Annotated in this window: 9 protein-coding genes and 1 pseudogene; 5 read left to right on the top strand and 5 right to left on the bottom strand. The window is 68.8% G+C overall.

All coding sequences use genetic code 11. From position 1 onward, the window contains the following. Window positions 1–36 precede the first annotated feature (36 nt). The 5 genes from ASE28_RS19730 to ASE28_RS19710 all read left to right on the top strand — a co-directional run bounded on the left by ASE28_RS19730 (window position 37) and on the right by ASE28_RS19710 (window position 7728). Entirely contained in the window at window positions 37–3270 is a 3234-nt protein-coding gene (locus ASE28_RS19730; protein ID WP_057268149.1) for an efflux RND transporter permease subunit, read from the top strand. Between the two features lie 19 nt (window positions 3271–3289). After that, window positions 3290–4771: an efflux transporter outer membrane subunit gene (locus ASE28_RS19725; protein ID WP_057268148.1), complete on the top strand. Its 1482-nt coding sequence runs from the start codon at window positions 3290–3292 to the stop codon at window positions 4769–4771. Window positions 4772–4924: 153 nt separating this feature from the next. Next, window positions 4925–6361, top strand: a complete 1437-nt coding sequence (locus ASE28_RS19720) for an NAD-dependent succinate-semialdehyde dehydrogenase (protein ID WP_057202313.1) — start codon at window positions 4925–4927, stop codon at window positions 6359–6361. Window positions 6362–6535: 174 nt separating this feature from the next. Beyond that, window positions 6536–7057, top strand: coding sequence for a MarR family winged helix-turn-helix transcriptional regulator (locus ASE28_RS19715; protein WP_057202316.1), 522 nt, complete (start codon window positions 6536–6538; stop codon window positions 7055–7057). Then, entirely contained in the window at window positions 7054–7728 is a 675-nt protein-coding gene (locus ASE28_RS19710; RefSeq protein ID WP_057268147.1) for a GNAT family N-acetyltransferase, read from the top strand. The genes ASE28_RS19715 and ASE28_RS19710 overlap by 4 nt, the downstream gene beginning before the upstream one ends. Window positions 7729–7774: 46 nt before the next feature. On the opposite strand, the gene ASE28_RS19705 is transcribed toward ASE28_RS19710, so the two are convergent. From ASE28_RS19705 to ASE28_RS19690, 5 genes and pseudogenes are all read right to left on the bottom strand, one after another. After that, a complete protein-coding gene (locus ASE28_RS19705; RefSeq protein WP_369818235.1) occupies window positions 7775–9340 on the bottom strand; it encodes a diguanylate cyclase domain-containing protein in 1566 nt (521 codons plus the stop codon). A gap of 234 nt (window positions 9341–9574) precedes the next feature. Beyond that, window positions 9575–10066 (bottom strand): annotated as a pseudogene (locus tag ASE28_RS33620) (MHYT domain-containing protein); the annotation flags it as partial. Window positions 10067–10400: 334 nt separating this feature from the next. Continuing rightward, window positions 10401–12512, bottom strand: a complete 2112-nt coding sequence (locus ASE28_RS19700) for a TonB-dependent siderophore receptor (protein WP_235516176.1) — start codon at window positions 12510–12512, stop codon at window positions 10401–10403. A gap of 282 nt (window positions 12513–12794) precedes the next feature. Further along, window positions 12795–13511, bottom strand: coding sequence for a TonB-dependent receptor (locus ASE28_RS19695; RefSeq protein WP_057268145.1), 717 nt, complete (start codon window positions 13509–13511; stop codon window positions 12795–12797). 154 nt (window positions 13512–13665) lie between these two features. Then, entirely contained in the window at window positions 13666–15873 is a 2208-nt protein-coding gene (locus ASE28_RS19690; protein ID WP_057268144.1) for a TonB-dependent siderophore receptor, read from the bottom strand. Window positions 15874–15879 lie beyond the last annotated feature (6 nt).

The following is a 15879-nucleotide window of genomic DNA, read 5'->3' as shown; positions in this document are numbered from 1 at the left end:
CACACGTGAACACCACGCCATGCTGAAAGACCTGCCATGAATCTATCCCGCTTCTTCATCGACCGCCCCATCTTCGCCGGGGTGCTGTCGGTGCTCATCTTCCTCGGGGGGCTGATCGCGCTGCGCAGCCTGCCGATCTCCGAATACCCTGAAGTGGCCCCGCCCTCGGTGGTGGTGCGCGCCCAGTACCCCGGTGCCAACCCCAAGGTCATCGCCGAAACCGTGGCCACGCCGCTGGAGGAATCCATCAACGGTGTGGAAGGCATGCTCTACATGGGCAGCCAGGCCACGACCGACGGCGTGATGACGCTGACCGTGACCTTCGCCCTGGGCACCGACCCCGACAAGGCCCAGCAACTGGTGCAGAACCGCGTGTCGCAGGCCGAGCCGCGCCTGCCCGAGGAAGTGCGCCGCCTGGGCGTCACCACGGTCAAGAGCGCGCCCGACCTGACCATGGTCGTGCACATGGTTTCGCCCAACGGCCGCTATGACATCGACTACCTGCGCAACTACGCCGTGCTCAACGTCAAGGACCGCCTCGCGCGGATCCAGGGCGTGGGCCAGGTGCAGATCTTCGGCGGTGGTGACTACTCCATGCGCGTCTGGCTCGACCCGCAGAAGGTCGCGCAGCGCGGCCTCTCGGCCAGCGACGTGGTGGCCTCCATCCGTGGCCAGAACGTGCAGGCCGCTGCCGGCGTGGTCGGCGCATCGCCCGGCCTGCCCGGCGTGGACCTGCAACTGTCCATCAACGCCCAGGGCCGCCTGCAGACCGAAGACGACTTCGGCGACATCATTGTCAAGACCGGCGCCGACGGCGCGGTGACGCGCCTGCGTGACATCGCCCGCCTGGAGCTGGGCGCGGCCGACTATTCGCTGCGCTCGCTGCTCAACAACGACCCTGCCGTGGGCATGGGCGTGTTCCAGGCGCCGGGCTCCAATGCCCTGGACATCTCGGCCAACGTGCGCAAGACCATGGACGAGCTGCAAAAGAACATGCCCGAGGGCGTGGAGTTCCGCATCGCCTACGACCCGACGCAGTTCGTGCGCGCATCGATCAAGTCCGTGATCCAGACCCTGCTCGAAGCCATTGCGCTGGTGGTGGTGGTGGTGATCCTGTTCCTGCAGACCTGGCGCGCCTCCATCATCCCGCTGCTGGCCGTGCCGGTGTCGGTGGTGGGCACGTTTGCCGTGCTGCACCTGCTGGGCTTTTCGATCAACGCGCTGAGCCTGTTCGGCCTGGTGCTGGCCATCGGCATCGTGGTGGACGACGCCATCGTGGTGGTGGAGAACGTGGAGCGCAACATCGAGGCCGGCCTGACCCCGCGCGAGGCGACCTACCGCGCCATGCGCGAAGTCTCCGGCCCCATCATCGCCATCGCGCTGGTGCTGGTGGCGGTGTTCGTGCCGCTGGCCTTCATCAGCGGCCTCACGGGCCAGTTCTACCGCCAGTTTGCGGTCACCATTGCCATCTCCACGGTGATCTCGGCCATCAACTCGCTGACCCTTTCGCCCGCGCTCAGCGCGCTGCTGCTCAAGGGCCACAACGAGCCCAAGGACGCACTCACGCGCGGCATGGACAAGGTGCTGGGCGGCGTGTTCCGCGGCTTCAACCGCGTGTTCCACCGCGGCTCCGAAGCCTACAGCGGCGGCGTCAAGCGCGTGATCGGCCGCAAGGCGCTGATGCTGGTGATCTACCTGGCGCTTGTGGGCGTGACCTTCGGCCTGTTCAAGGCCGTGCCCAGCGGTTTTGTGCCCGGCCAGGACAAGCAGTACCTGATCGGCTTTGCCCAGTTGCCCGACGGTGCCACGCTGGACCGCACCGAGGACGTGATCCGCCGCATGGGCGACATCATGAAGAAGAACCCCAACGTGGAAGACGCCATCGCCTTCCCCGGCCTGTCGATCAACGGCTTCACCAACAGCTCCAACTCCGGCATCGTGTTCGCCACGCTCAAGCCCTTTGCCGAGCGCACCCGTGCCGACCAGAGCGGCGGCGCGGTGGCGGGCCAGTTGAACCAGTCGTTCGGTGCCATCCAGGAAGCCTTCATTGCCATGTTCCCGCCGCCACCGGTGGCGGGCCTGGGTACCACGGGCGGCTTCAAGCTGCAGATCGAAGACCGTGCATCGCTGGGCTACGAAGCCATGGACGGCGCCGTGAAGGCCTTCATGGCCAAGGCCTACCAGACCCCCGAGCTGGCCGGCCTGTTCACGAGTTGGCAGGTCAACGTGCCGCAGCTGTACGCGAACATCGACCGCACCAAGGCGCGCCAGCTCGGCGTGCCCGTGACGGACATCTTCGAGACGCTGCAGATCTATCTGGGCAGCCTGTACGCGAACGACTTCAACCAGTTCGGCCGCACCTACAGCGTGCGCGTTCAGGCCGATGCGGCCTTCCGTGCCCGCAGCGACGACGTGGGCCTGCTCAAGGTGCGCTCCACCACGGGCGAGATGGTGCCTTTGTCGGCGCTGATGAAGCTCGAGCCGAGCTTCGGCCCCGAGCGTGCCATGCGCTACAACGGCTTCCTGGCCGCCGACGTGAATGGCCAGCCCGGTCCCGGCTTCTCGTCGGGCCAGGCGCAGGATGCCATCGAGCGCATTGCCGCCGAAACGCTGCCCAAGGGCATCGGCTTCGAGTGGACCGAGCTGACCTACCAGGAAATCCTGGCCGGCAATTCCGCCCTGCTGGTGTTCCCCATCGCCATCCTGCTGGTGTTCCTGGTGCTGGCCGCGCAGTACGAAAGCCTGACCCTGCCGATCGCCATCATCCTGATCGTGCCCATGGGCCTGCTGGCCGCGATGACCGGCGTGTGGCTCAGCAAGGGCGACAACAACGTGTTCACCCAGATCGGGCTCATCGTGCTGGTGGGGCTATCGGCGAAGAACGCGATCCTGATCGTGGAGTTCGCCCGCGAGCTGGAGTTTGCCGGGCGCACGCCCGTGCAGGCCGCCATCGAGGCCAGCCGCCTGCGGCTGCGCCCCATCCTGATGACCTCGCTGGCCTTCGTGATGGGCGTGCTGCCCCTGGTGCTGTCCACCGGTGCCGGCGCCGAGATGCGCAGCGCCATGGGCGTGGCGGTGTTCGCCGGGATGATCGGGGTGACGGCCTTCGGCCTGTTCCTCACGCCCGTGTTCTACGTGGTGCTGCGCCGCCTGGCGGGCAACCGCCCCCTGCAGCAGCACGGCAGCCATGTCGCGCCGCTGACGGATGCCTCCGGCCCTGGCGCCGTGGCCCACCCCATATTGGCTGCACCGCGCGGCCATGACGAATGAGCGCAAAGGAGCCTTTGCAATGAATGCGACTACGATTTTTTCCGACCCTTCCCTGACCGTGCGGCGCGCCGCGCGCCTGGCGCCGCTGGTCGCGGCCCTGGTGCTGGCCGGCTGCATGGGCACACCCATCGCGCCGCAGCCCGAGCATGCCGGTGTGGCCGTGCCCGCCAGCTTCAGCGTGGCCGATGGCGCGCCGGCCTGGACCACCGCCGCCCCTGCCGAGGCGCAGCCGCGCGGTGAGTGGTGGCTGGGCTTCCAGGACCCGGTGCTCAGCAGCCTGGTCGAGCGCGCAGCCAGCGGCAACACCAGCATCCAGGAGGCCGCGGCCCGCCTGGCCGAGGCGCGCTCGCTGCTGCGCTCGGCCGATGCGGCCCGGGCTCCCCAGGTGGGTGCCTCGGCCGGCGCCAGCCGCCAGGCCGGTGCGGGCACCACGGGCAGCACGCAGGCGTCCACGCTGACTACGGCCGGCCTCAACGTCTCGTACGAGCTCGACCTGTTCGGGCGCCTGTCCAAGGCCAGCGATGCGGCGCGCCTGGATGCCCAGTCCCGCGATGCGCTGCTGCAGAGCACGCGCCTCATGGTGCAGGCCGATGTGGCGCAGACCTACCTGCAACTGCGCTCGGTGCAGGCCGAGCAACTGCTGCTGCAGGGCAGCCTGTCGGCCTACCGCGACACGCTGCGCCTGACGCAGCGGCGCTTTCAGGCCGGTGACGTGGCCGAGCTCGACGTGGCGCGCGTGCAGACCGAAGTGGCGGCCACCGAGTCCGAGGCCCTGGCCCTGGAGCGCCAGCAGGCGCTGCTGTCCAACGCCCTGGCGGTGCTGGTGGGGGATGTGGCCACCGGCTTTGCCGTGGCACCGGCCGCCAGCGATGCGGCCCTGCCCGTGATCCCGGCCGGCGTGCCCGGCACGGTGCTGGCGCGCCGGCCCGACGTGTCGGCCGCCCAGGCCTCGGTGCTGGCGGCGCAGGCACGCGTGGGCGTGGCCGAGGCGGCCTGGTTCCCGGCCATCACGCTCACCGGCAATGCCGGCCAGGCCTCGCCCGAGCTCGGTGACCTGTTCAAGTGGTCGGCCCGCTCCTGGGGCATCGGTGCGCTGTTGTCGCTGCCGATCTTCGACGGTGGCCAACGCAAGGCGCAGGAAGAAGGCGCCCGCGCCCGGCTGGAGGCCGCCATGGCTGCCCACCGTGGCCAGGTGCTGGTGGCCTTTCGCGAAGTGGAGGACCAGCTGAGCGCACTGCGCCTGCTGGCCGGCCAGTCCGAGGCGCAAAGCCGTGCCGTGCAATCGGCCGTGCGCGCCACGCAGCTGTCGGACTCGCGCTACCGCAACGGCCTGGTGAGCCAGCTCGAACTGCTGGACGCGCGCCGCAGCGAGTTGCGCAACCGCCGCCAGGCCCTGCAGGTGCGCACCGCGCAGTACACGGCCACCGTGGGCCTGATCCGCGCGCTGGGCGGCGGCTGGGGCGATGGCAAGGGCGCAGCCCTGGCGCAGGCACCCGCCTGAGCGGTCGTTGTCGCGGGCGGGCTTGACAGGGGCTTTCCGGGGTGCCCGCCCCGGCCTGCTGCAAGGGGCCTATAGTGCCGGGTGCCGCCGCTCGACCGATGGGTTGGTTTTGCGGCCATCCCCCTCACTTCCCTTGCACGCAGGAGCATCCGCATGAGTTATCCCGATACCCGCCTCTTCATCGCCGGCCAGTGGCAGGACGCCGCCGATGGCAAGACCATCGCCGTACACAACCCCGCCACCGGCAAGGAAATCGGCCGTGTGGCCCATGCCGGCAAGGCCGACCTGGACCGTGCACTCGAAGCCGCCCAGAAGGGCTTCGAGGCCTGGCGCGACATCCCTGCGGCAGACCGCGCCAAGACCATGCGCCGCGCTGCCGTGCTGATGCGCGAGCGCGTGGACGCGATCGCCGCCATCATGGTGCAGGAGCAGGGCAAGCCCCTGGCCGAAGCCAAGGTGGAAACCATGGCGTCTGCCGACATCATCGAATGGTTCGCCGACGAATCCATGCGCGTCTACGGCCGCATCGTGCCCTCGCGCAACCTCAAGGCCCAGCAACTGGTCATCAAGGACCCCGTGGGCCCCGTGGCGGCGTTCACGCCCTGGAACTTCCCGATCAACCAGGTGGTGCGCAAGCTCGCAGCCGCGCTGTCGGCCGGTTGCTCCATCCTCGTCAAGGCGCCTGAAGAGACCCCGGCCAGCCCGGCCGAGCTGATCCGTGCCTTCGCCGATGCCGGCGTGCCCGCCGGCACCGTGGGCCTGGTCTATGGCGACCCGGCCGAGATCTCCAACTACCTGATCCCGCACCCCATCATCCGCAAGGTCACCTTCACCGGCTCCACGCCCGTGGGCAAGCAGCTCGCGGCCCTGGCCGGCAAGCACATGAAGCGCGTGACCATGGAGCTCGGTGGCCACGCCCCCGTGATCGTGGCCGAGGACGCCGACGTGGCCCTGGCCATCAAGGCCGCCGGTGGCGCCAAGTTCCGCAATGCGGGCCAGGTCTGCATATCGCCCACGCGCTTTTTGGTGCATGAAAGCATCCGCGCCGAGTTCGTGGCCGCGCTCACCAGCCATGCCCAGGGCCTGAAGGTCGGCGACGGCATGGTCCAGGGCACGCAGATGGGCCCGCTGGCCAACCCGCGCCGCATCACCGCCATGGCCGACCTGCTGGCCGACGCCGTGCAGCAGGGCGCCCAACTGTCCGCCGGCGGCGAGCGCATCGGCAGCGAAGGAAATTTCTTCCAGCCCACCGTGCTCGACAACGTGCCGCTGTCGGCCCGCATCTTCAACGAAGAGCCCTTCGGCCCCGTGGCTGCCGTGCGCGGTTTCGAGAAGATCGAGGACGCGATTGCCGAAGCCAACCGCCTGCCCTTCGGCCTGGCCGGCTATGCCTTCACGCGCTCGCTCAAGAACGCGCATCTGCTGTCCCAGCGCCTGGAAGTGGGCATGCTGTGGATCAACCAGGCCGCGGCGCCAGCGGCCGAGCTGCCCTTCGGCGGCTTGAAGGACTCGGGCTATGGCTCCGAAGGCGGCTCCGAAGCCGTCGAGGCGCACCTGAACACGCGCCTGGTCTCGATCATGAACGTTTGAGCCTGTTCCCTCGTTCCCCGGACTGCACAAGCCGTGCGGACCGGGCGGATGGGGACCGCCATTCGCGTTGGCAGCCGGGCGAAGGCCCGGTTGCCTGTCTACCTGCCGGATTGCACGAAGCTTGACACCGGTTCGGTAAATACATATCATGATATATATCTAAAGATTAATACCATGGTCCACGACACTGTCAAGGAACTCGGATTCCTCACGCTCGGCACCCGCTTTCGGCGCATCGGCGAATCCCTGCAGGCGCAGACCCAGGCGCTCATGGCCCGGCATGGCATCGACATGCCCGCGGCCCATTTCCCGCTGCTCGCAGCGCTGGACCGGCATGGCCCGCTGGGCGTGGGGGAACTGAGCACAGCGGTCGGTGTCAGCCAGCCGGTGGTCACGCGCTCACTGCGGGGGCTCGAGGCCAGCGGGCTGGTGGAATCCCGCTCCCTGAAGGACGACCGGCGCATCCGCAAGGTGCAACTCAGCGAGGCCGGGCATGTGTTGGTCGAGCGTGCCCGGCGCGAGGTCTGGCCGGTGATCGAGGCCTCGGTGGCCCAGATCTGCGCACCGCTCGAAGGCCCGCTGCTGGAACAACTGGCCGCGCTGGAGGCGGGCCTGGAACATACCTCGCTGCTGCAGCGTGCCGCAGTGTCCATCGCGGCACAGCCCGCGCGATTCCAAGGAAAGGCATCCCGATGAACAGCCCACTCGACCGCCCTGTGTGGGCCTCTCTGCTGCATGCGCCGCAGCTCGCCGAAGGCAGGGACCTCGCCAGGCGCTACCGGCGCGACGTGAACCTGTTCGCGTCCGCGCGCGATGACGACAGCGCCAGCCTTGCGGCGCTGGCGGACTTGGTGGGGGCGGGAGAATCCGTCTACTTGGCGCAGGTTCCACCCGTGCAGGTACCGCCGGGCCTGCAGATCGTGCGCAGTGCCCAGGGCGTGCAGATGCTGGCCATGCAGCCCGTCACGCCCGAGCGGGGAGAAGAGGCCGTGCTGGCACTGGGCGATGCGGATGCGCCCGAGATGCTGGCGCTCGCGCAACTGACCGAGCCCGGCCCCTTTCTGCCGCGCACGCACACCATGGGTCGCTTCGTCGGCGTGAGGATCGGGGGGCGGCTGGCCGCGATGGCTGGCGAGCGCATGCATTTTGCGGGCGCCACGGAAGTCAGCGGGGTCTGCACCCATCCCGACTTCCGGGGGCGCGGCCTCGCGCGCCAGCTGTCGTCGGTGGTGGCGCACGCCATCCAGCAGCGTGGCGAACAGGCGTTCCTGCATGCCTGGACCACCAACCACGCGGCCATCGCGCTCTATGAAAGCCTGGGTTTCCAGACCCGCACGGAGGTGCAGGTGGCCGTGCTGGCGCGGTAGTCCCGGGCGAGGTTGCCTGCAAACGCTTGCCCGGGCCACGCCGGCCTTACCTGGAGCGCAGGGGCTCGGCCATGACGAAGCGCCGTTTCCCCGCCTCCTTGGCCCGGTACATGGCGTTGTCGGCCTGCTGCAGCAGGGCCTCGCAACTGGCCAGGCCGGTGGTGGCATGCGGGCCGTAGCTGGCACCGCCGATGCTCGCGGAAATCTGCAGCACCAGGCCCTCGATCAGGAACGGGGATGCCAGGCTTTCCACCAGCTTGCCAGCCACCTTGGCCGTGCCCCGCAAGCCCGGCTGCACCAGTGCCACGGCGAATTCGTCGCCCCCCAGCCGTGCAACCAGGTCGCCGCCCCGCACCTCCAGCAACAGGCGCTGGGCGGCCTGCTGCAACAGGGCGTCGCCGACCGCGTGGCCGTGGGCGTCGTTGATGCCCTTGAACCCATCGAGATCGACGAACAGGATGGAGACGTTGCCGCCGTTGCGGTGGGCCTGCGCCAGCTGCTGCTGCACGATCTGCCGGAACAGCGTCCGGTTGGCCAGGCCCGTCAGCATGTCATGGTGGGCCTCGTGCTTCGCCGTGTCCAGCAGGTGAGCGGCCTGGCGCAGTGCGTGGCCCACCTTGTCGGCCTCCGTCAGGCCCAGGGGCGGCACCACGATGGGGGCGCCCGAACCCAGGGCCAACGCCGGCCCGGTCAAGGCCTGCACGGCATTGGCGATGCTGCCGCCGATGCGCCAGGCCAGGAGCAGGCTGGCGGTCAGCATCAGCACCAGGCCTGCGATCAGCCACGCGACCGTGCTCAGCAGCGGGGTGCTGAGGCTGCTGCCTGGAATGCCGATGGAGACCGCCCAGCCCGTGGCGGGTGAGCGGCTGAAGGCCGAGAGCACGGGAATGCCTTCCAGGGTCACGGCATCCACCGAGTCCTCATCCACCTGGGCCAGCCGCTCCAGCAGCCGGGGGGCGCCCTTGGCACCGACAAACCGCCGCATCTCGTGGCTGCGCGCGACGATGCTCCCCTCGGCGTCGTGGATGGAGACGATCCAGTCCCTGGCCAGGTGCTGGTTGTTCAGCAACTGGGTCAGCCGTTCGGGCCACAGGCTGGCCCTCAGCCACTGGTCCGAAGCAGGGGCCTTGCCGGCGTTTCCGGGCGCCACGGGCACCGCGATGGTGACAGCGGTCTCCTTCTCGAAACGGGTTTGCAGAAAGGCCGCTTGCGAGAAGGAGGATGAGGCTGGGCGGGGGCCGTGCGATGGGGTGGTGGAGTGGGTGCCTGGCGGCAGACGGGTGTCCATCAGCACGCTGCCATGGCCGTCCTCCAGCACGAGGGCCGCCACGTGCAGGTGGCCCAGCGCATCCTCGGCCTGCAGCTGGAAGGCGGGCAGGTTGCCGTCCAGCAGCGACCGGGACGTGGACAGCACCCTGAGGCCCGACTCGACACCGGCGAGGTCCTTGTCCACGGTGGCAATGATGGCGCGGGCCGTGACCACCAGCGCCCTGGCCTGCTGCTCGCGCAGGCGCTGGTAGTCGTAGACCATGACCACCACGGCCATCAGGGACACGAGCAGGCTGGCCGCCACCACCAGGAACACCAGGCGCGAGCGGATGGTCGGTGGCATGGCGCCATAGACAGAAATCAGCAGCGTGGTGACCAGGAACAGCGCCACCAGCCCGCTGATGATGAAGCCCAGCCAGCTGCCACCGATGCCGGCCGGCCCTGCGCCGCAGACGCTGCCGGGGGCGAAGTTGGCGGCCGCCATGCCCGTGTAGTGCATGCCGGCGATGGCCGCCCCCATGACCAGTGCGCTGGCAGTTTTCTTGCGAAAGCCCGTCAGCACGGTTTCGTGGCGCAGGCGAAAGCAGATCAGCAGCGCAGCGCTCGAGGCAGCGATGGCGACGAGCACCGAGAGGCCAAACAGCCAGGGATCGTAGGCGATGCGCGGGCGCATCTGCATCGCTTCCATGCCCAGGTAGTGCATGGCGGCGATACCCAGGCCCATAAGCGTGCCTGCACCCAGCAGGCGTTGCCAGCCCAGGTGCCGCCGGCTGGCCGTGTGCAGGGCCAATGCCGAGGACAGCACGGCGACCAGCCAGGATGCCAGCGTGGTGCCGGCGTCGTAGGCCAGTGGCACCGGCAGCGAAAAGGCCAGCATGCCCACGAAATGCATGGACCAGATGCCGGTCCCCATGGCCAGGGCGCCGCACCCCAGCCACAGCAGTGCGCGGCGCGCATTGCCGATGGCTGCTGCCACCCGCGAGGCCATGTCCAGCGCCACGAACGATGCCACCACCGCCGTCGCGACCGACAGCAGCACCAGCACCAGGTCGTAGCTACCCTGCATGGGCGCCCGGGATCCGGCCCCTGTGCGGGGCGGCTGGCATGCGCAGACTCATCGACACCTCCCCTGGGAAACGCGTGGACATCCTCGTCGGACAACCATGCTAGCGGTTCCCTGCGGCGGCTGAAAGCTTTGCTTTGCACGCCGCCGCCGCAGCAGCAGCGGCCGGACCGGTGCCTCAGAGGCTGGGAATTTTTTGGCCGTGTCCGAAATGCGCGCCACAACGCCTCGGATCTAGGCGTAAAGCACAGCCATAGCTCGGGCTATGGCGAGCATTTGCAACGACGATCCGGGGTGTTTTGGCGTGCAAGGCGGGCGTGGATGAAAGATTCTCAGTCTCTCAGAACCGGTAGGTCGAGGTCAGTGCGTAGGTGCGTCCCTGCCCATAGAAGCAGTCACCCCGCGCCAGGCACTGGGTGATGTGCACCTTGTCGGCCAGGTTGGTCACGTTGAAGGCCAGGCGCCAGTCGCCCGCGTCGTAGGCCAGCAGGGCATCTGCCAGCGTGGCCGAAGGGGTGGTGATGGCAGACGTGCCGCTCCACTGCGAGCCGGTGTAGCGCACGCCGGCGCCGACGGTCCAGCCGCCGCGCCCTTCGGAGGCAAAGCGGTGCGACAGCCAGGCCGATGCCGTGTGCCTGGGCACGCTGGCCACGGGCAGGCCCTGGTCGCCAGCATTGCTGCGAGAAATCTTGGCATCGGTGTAGCCGTAGGCCAGGGTGGCGTCCCAGTGGCTGGCCAGGCTGGCGGTGATCTCGGCCTCTAGCCCGGTGACCTTGACCTCGCCGATCTGCAGGCTGTTGAGCGGGTTGGCCGGGTCATTGGTCTTGCGGTTGGTCTCGCGCAACTGGTAGGCGGCGACAAAGGCCGAAATGCCCTGGCCCGGCGGCTGCCACTTCACGCCCGCCTCCCACTGCTTGCCGCGCGTGGGCTTGTAGGGCGTGCCATGGAAGTCCACGCCGCCCAGCGGCTGGAAGGATTCGGAGTAACCCACGTACGGGGCCCAGCCGCCGTCCATCTGGTAGGTGGCGCCGGCGCGCTTGGTCCAGGCCTTGTCGTCCACGGCGGCTGCGGGGCGGCCTTCGGTGTCGGTCTTGGCGCTGTCGTGGCGCAGGCCCAGCGTGGCCGTCCATCGACCCCAGGTGATCTGGTCCTGGGCATAGAAGCCGAGCTGGCGCTGCGCCACGCCGGGCTGGCGCACCAGGGCCGATGCATTGGGGGCTGTGAAATTGCCGTAGACGGGGTTGTACACGTCAATGGACGGGGCCAGCGCACGCCAGGCCGACTGGCCCGATTGGTTGCGCTGCATGTCCAGGCCTGCCAGCAGCGTGTGTTGCGTGGCGCCCGCATTGAGCTTGCCCTCGAGCTGGGTGTCGATGAGCAGCATGCGGCCGGTGTTGAGGTTCCACACCGCGTCGCGCACCACGCTGCGGTTGTCGCTGTTGAACACCGGGCGCGCGGGGCGGCCTGCGCCGGCATTGGCCGTGAAGCTGGTGTAGATGGTGCGGTAGTCCACCTCGGTCACGGTGCGGCGCAGGTTCTGGCGCACCGTCCAGGCGTCGTTCAGGCGGTGGCTGAACAGGTAGCCCCAGGAGCTGTTCTCGGTGTTGAACGCATCCCAGCCCGGCTCGCTGATGAAGGCCGAGCGCGGGATCTGGCCATAGGGGCTGGGCAACTGCGTGCCCTGCCAGGGGAAAAAGCCGATCAGCGATCCGCTCTTGTCCTTCTGGTACAGGCCCTGCAGCGTGAGCGAGGTGTTCGCGCTGGGGCGCCAGGTCAGCGAGGGGGCCAGCACCACGCGCTCATCGGCCACGTGGTCGACCTGGGTGCCGCTGTCGCGGCCCACGGCCACCAGGCGGTACAGCCATTGGCCATTGGCATCGAGCGCGCCGGTCAGGTCGGCGGCGATCTGCTTGCGCGCATGGCTGCCCACCTGCACCTGCACTTCGCGTGCAGTCTCGGCCTGGGGCCGCTTGCTGGTGAGATTCAATACGCCGCCCACGCTGCCCTGGCCATAGAGCACCGAGGTCGGGCCGCGCAAAAATTCCACGCGCTCCAGCGTGTACGGGTCGGGCCGGCTGCTGTTGTAGGTGCCGTAGGTGCGCAGCAGGCCGTCCTGGTACTGGGACACATTGGCGCCGCGCGCGCTGAAGCTGTCCACGCGGCTGTCGAAGTAGTTGGAGACCGCGCCTGCGGTGTAGGCCGTGACCTGGCGCAGCGTCTGCACGCCCTGGGCCTCCATCTGGTCGCGCGTCACCACGCTGATGGCCTGCGGTGTTTCGAGCAGCGGCGTGTCGGTCTTGGTGGCGCTCAGGGCGCGTTTGGCCACGAAGCCGGAGACCGGCGCCGTGGGGTTCTCCCGCTCTGCGCCGGATTGCACGGTCACGGGGGCGAGGGTGGCTTCAGCGGCGGGGGGCGTGGCGGTCTGGGCCTGTGCACAGGTGCTGCAGACCATCAGGAACGCGGCGTGTGCAATGGCAGTGCGCGGAAGCCGCGCGAGGCAATGGGATGGCATGGTCGTCGATGCAGTGGTAAAGCCTGCGGCCATGCGGCAGCGAAGGCGGGTTGGCTGGGGGATGGCGGTGCACGACCGGCGCCGTGAAGGCTGCCGGTGGCAGTGGCTGGCGAAAGGAAAAGGGCCGGGTGCAGGTCCGGATGCCCTGGAAATCCCCCTTCCAGGCTCGATGGCCCTGCAGCCACCTGTGTCGGGGGTTGGCGCCCTTGCGGGCGCGGGTTGTCAGTGCTTCTCGGGTGCGGGTGGCAGCGGTGGCGATACGGCGCCCTCGGCCTGCACGAAGCTCAGCGTGGTGACGTAGCTGGCTTCACCGTACTTTTCGCCCTGCGCTTCGCCCGGGGTCTTGTCGGTGTGATGCACTTCGGCCACGTACTGGCCCTTCCAGGGGGTCAGGAACTCCACGGTGCCGTCGGCGGCGGACTCGGCTTCGCGGCTCCAGCCGGCGGGCGAGACCAGCTGTACCTTGGCCTTGGGCAGGGGGTTGCCGTTGAACACGACCTTGAGCTGACCGGGCTTGCCGGTGGGCACCAGGTCCAGCGTCTGGCCGGGGGTTACCGGTTGTGCCAGGCTGGCGACCCAGCGGGCCGAGGGCTGCCAGTACATGGCGGGCAGGTTGCGCTTGCTGCGGTCGATCAGCGGGTACGTGGCGGCGGCGAACAGCGTGTCGGCATTGCCGGTCACGGTGTAGGCGAAGGCGTCCTTGGTGAGCTTGCCCTCGACCTTCTGGCTGGCGGTGCCGGCGCGCTGCTCTAGCACGGGCACGCCCTTGAACTTGTCCAGCGAGCCGGGGGATGTTTCGCGCAGGTTGTCATTGAACTCGCCGAAGTGCAGGCGGGCTTGGCCGCCGGCGTTTTCGAGCCACACTTGGTGGGCCTGGGCCGTGGTGGCGCCGGCGATCAGCAGGGCGGCGGCCAGCAGGGGTTTCAGGGAGCATGTCATGGAAGTCTTCCCTTCAAGGGTTGGATGCAGAAAAAAACGGACTCGAACAATCGCCCCACCCCTGCCGAAGCGGGGACGGGGTATGTGGCTCGCTGCGCCGGGCGCAGCCGGTGGCAGTGGCTGACCGACCCCCTGCAGGCGGGGAACCGGAAAATCAGAAATCGACGCTGGCGCTCAGGCTGAAGGCGCGGGGAGCACCCACCACCAGGTAGCCCGAGCCTGGGTAGCCGCCCACCGAGGCCCAGTAGTTCTTGTTGGTCGCGTTGTCGATGCGTGCGCGCAGAGTGACCAGCTTGCCGCCCATCTCGGTCAGGTAGCGGGCGCCCAGGTCCAGTCGGTTCCAGCCGGCCACGCGCAAGGTGTTGGTGCCGTTGGCATAGCTCGATCCGGTGTGCACCAGGCGGCCATCCAGGGCCAGCCCGCGCACGCCGGGCACGTCCCACTCCAGCCCCAGGTTGGCCTGCAGCTTGGGCACGCCGATCACGCGCTGGCCTTCGGTGAGGGCCGAGCCGGTGCGCTGTTGCTTGGCATCGAGCCAGGTGGCACCGCCGAGCACGCGCAGGCCGCTCACGGCCTCGCCCTGCATGGCCAGTTCCACGCCTTGGTGGCGGTCCTTGCCGCTCGCGCTGAAGATGCCCGCTGCATCAACCACGGAGCGTGGCTTGTCGGTGGAGAACAGCGCGACGCTGCCGCCCACGCGGCCGGCGTCGTACTTCACGCCGATTTCCTTTTGCTTGGACACGTAGGGTGCCAGCATCACACCCCGGTTGGATGCGGTCGACGGGGCGGTATCGCCCTGGCTCAGACCCTCGGCATAGTTGGCGTACACCGACAGGCTCTTGTCCAGCTTGTACAACGCAGCCAGCAGGGGGCTGGTGCGGCTTTGGTCATAGCGGTCGCTCTGGGCGCCGGTGGCGTAGGCGAAATTGGCGATGTCGAACTTCTGGTGGCGCAGGCCCAGCGTCACGAGCAGGCGCTTGTCCAGCATCGACAGCGTGTCACCCAGCGCCACGCTGCTTAGTTTGATGCGGCCTGTGGTCAGCGGGTTGTTCATCACCCCGCCGCGCAGCGCGGTGCCGCTGTAGGCCGGCGTGGCGGTGTACAACGGGTTGTAGAGGTTGGTGGCCTGGGTATTGCCGAAGTCCATGACATAGGCGTTCTTCTTGTCCAGGCTGAATGTGGACGCCGCGAGCACCCATTCGTGGCCCACGCTGCCGGTCTGCAGCTTGCCGCGCAGGCCCAGCTCGCCGGTGTTCACATTGTCCTTGCGGTTGTTGTCGAAGCGGTAGGTCGTACCTGCGCCGGTGGCCGCATTGGCCACCGAGAGGTTGGCCAGCGAGTTCGATTCGGTGCCGCTGCGCGCGCCGGCAGCGGCCCAGGCGGTGATGTTGGAACTGATGTCCCACTCGCCGCGCAGCGTGCCGAAGGTGTCGCGCTCGTTGGAGAAGGCCCAGGGCTGCGCGAAGTTGGTGTTGCCGTCGGGTGCGGTCGGCATAGCGGTCACTGCGCCGAGCGTGACGTTGGTGCGGGTGCGGTTCAGCTTGTGGTCCTGCCAGCCGATGTCGCCCGACAGGCGCACATCGCGGCTGCGCCAGTCCAGGCCCACGGCGGCCAGGCCGAGCTTGGCCTTCTCGTCGTCGACGGCGGTGCCGCCATTGTGCGAGGCCACGTTCACGCGGATGCCGGCACTGCCATCGGGGCCGAAGCGGCGGGCGATGTCGGCTGCCACATCACTGTGGCCACCGCTGCCTACGCCGACACTGACCCGGCTCAGGGGCTCGTTGGGGGCGCGCTTGGGCAGCAGATTGATGGCACCGCCCAGGCCGCCGCCACCGGGGTTGGCACCGTTGAGGAAGGACGATGCGCCGCGCAGCACTTCCACGCGCTCGAACAACTCGGTGGCGATGTACTGGCGCGGCAGCAGGCCATACAGGCCGTTGTAGGCCGTGTCGTCCGAGCCCAGGATGAAGCCGCGGATGAAGTACGACTCCTGGAAGTTGCCGAAGCCCCGGGCCACGCGCACCGTGGGGTCGTTCTGCAGCACGTCGCCCACGCTGCGGGCGTGGCGGTCCTGGATCAGTTCATTGGTGTAGCTGATGGTGGAGAACGGCGTTTCCATCGCATCGTGCGTGCCCAGAATGCCCACGCGGCCGCCGCGCGCCACCTGGCCGCCGGGGTAGGCGGGCGACAGGCCTTGCGCCGATGCGTCGGCGCTGGCGTTCACGGTGACGGTGGAGAGCGTCTTGTCGCTGCCGGCAGCGGTCTGCGCGAGTGCTGCGGGCAGGGCCAGCGTGCACAGCAGGGCGGCGGCCAGGGCCGCTGGCGTGCGTGGGACCAGAGGGAAGCGTGGGGAGTGGTGCATGGCGGT

The organism is Acidovorax sp. Root219 (genome assembly GCF_001428665.1).
GTDB lineage: Bacteria > Pseudomonadota > Gammaproteobacteria > Burkholderiales > Burkholderiaceae_C > Acidovorax.
The sequence above is the reverse complement of the archived record's forward strand: the minus strand, read 5'-3'. Positions and strand labels throughout refer to the sequence as shown.